This window comes from Caballeronia terrestris, assembly GCF_001544515.1.
Lineage (GTDB): Bacteria > Pseudomonadota > Gammaproteobacteria > Burkholderiales > Burkholderiaceae > Caballeronia > Caballeronia terrestris.
Map to the genome: position 1 here is coordinate 1 of NZ_FCOL02000342.1, position 1,742 is coordinate 1,742.

Consider the following 1,742-nt stretch of genomic DNA (forward strand, 5'->3'; position numbering starts at 1 on the left):
GGAGACCAGATCCGGAGCGAGTTCATCAACGAGGGACGCGATCATAACGTCGAGGTCGGCGATCTCGTCGTGTAACTCCAGGTACCGACGTCCCAGCGACTTCAGCGTAATCCGGTAAGCAGAATTCAGGTTCCGATAGTCTGACAGATCAGGACGCCACGCGGCTAGTGTACGGATGAGTTGCATGCGGGTCATCGCGCGTAGCAGCGAACGTAACTCATCAGGCGCGCTGATGATGGTGTTGTGGATCAATTGCAATGCAACGCGACGCGCTGAAATGGCCGTCTTCCGGCAGACTTTCAGAACGCGCAGCGATTCAATCATGCCGTCGCGCGCTTTGGGGGTGACCGTGCGCACACCGGCGAAGGCAGCGTGGGCCGCATTGCAGGCATCGAGCGTATCGTCTTTGCCTCTTTTTCGCCGGTCGCTTTTATCCGGCGTCGTGACCTCCAGTACGGTTACGTGGGCCTGCTGCAGGTAGCGGAGTAAGCCCGCACCGTAGGTTCCGGTGCACTCCACCCCGACCCTGAAAAGCTCGCCAAATGAGCGCATCCAAAGCAGCATCTGTTTGTAGCCATGCCGCGTGGTTGGGAAGCATTCGCTACCGAGCAGGCGGTCATGTTCATCAACGACAGCCGCGACATGCAGGTCCTTGTGTGTATCAACGCCGCCCACAACGTTGCGACGGCCAGTAGTAGTCTGTTCTTCTTTCATACAGCCTTGCTCCGGTTATCGATGGGATTGTGGCAATTTCACCGCCATCGAGTACCTGGACAAGACAGTAAAGTGACAGACCGTCAGGCCCTTCTTGAGTCACACGTATCGACGAGGCGAAACCTCGCCGTTCGGCAGTTCCGGACAACCGACAGGTCCAGGGAAAGACAAACAGTCGATCGGTGTTTGGGTCAGGGTGCCCGGAACGCTTCGCGGCACCAGAAATTCCGGAAATAGTCTATACGTGTTAAACACAGACTGATCCGGAACGGCTGGTATCGACATTCTTACTATCGGTGTTGACGAACTCCGGTTGACCGTATTTCGCGAATGCTTCCTCCAATGCCTCGACAGCATTCATCGCCTCCATCGTGATCGCCACACGGTGGGCCAGTACCTTTCGGCTGGCCCAGTCCACCACGGCGGTCAGATATACGAAGCCCCGCGCCATCGGGATGTAACTCGTATCCAGTGCCCAGACCTGGTTTGCCCGATTGATCGTCATGCCCCGCAACAGATAAGGCCAGATCTTGTGTTTCGCATGACGGCGGCTCGTGTTCGGCTTGCAGTACAGCGCCTCGATGCCTATGCGTTTCATCAGTGTGCCGACATGTTTGCGTCCGACCTGGACGCTTTCCCGTTTCAGCAGGCGCACCAGCATCCGCGCACCGGCGAACGGGAACTCCAGATGCAGCTCATCGAGCCGGCGCATCAGCTTCAGATCAGTCTCGCTTACCGGGCGCGGTTGGTAGTAGGCGCTCGAACGAGCAATGCCCACCAGCTGGACCTGCCGGCTCACCGGCAGCGCGTGCGCGCGATCAATCATCGCTTTACGCTCAGCAATCCCGCCTTGCCGAGCGCGCCCTCTAAGACATGATGGCCTTCAGATATACCCTGTGTTGGCGTTCGTTCGATAATCGGACGACCTTCACTGAACGGCGGAGCCAATCAGAGCTATCGTTGAATCTGGTGTATGCGGCGTAGGGAAGCAGGAGAAGGCGGTGGCGATTGAAGGAGAATGTTGCTTA

1 protein-coding gene and 1 pseudogene are annotated in these 1,742 nt (G+C 57.6%); both read right to left on the reverse strand.

Annotated elements, in window-relative coordinates:
- On the reverse strand, positions 1 to 714 hold a 714-nt coding region (locus tag AWB67_RS37260), incomplete at its 3' end, for an IS110 family transposase (protein ID WP_087660794.1).
- Positions 715 to 985: 271 nt separating this feature from the next.
- A pseudogene (locus AWB67_RS37265) lies at positions 986 to 1,576 on the reverse strand (DDE-type integrase/transposase/recombinase); the annotation flags it as partial.
- Positions 1,577 to 1,742: the final 166 nt, after the last annotated feature.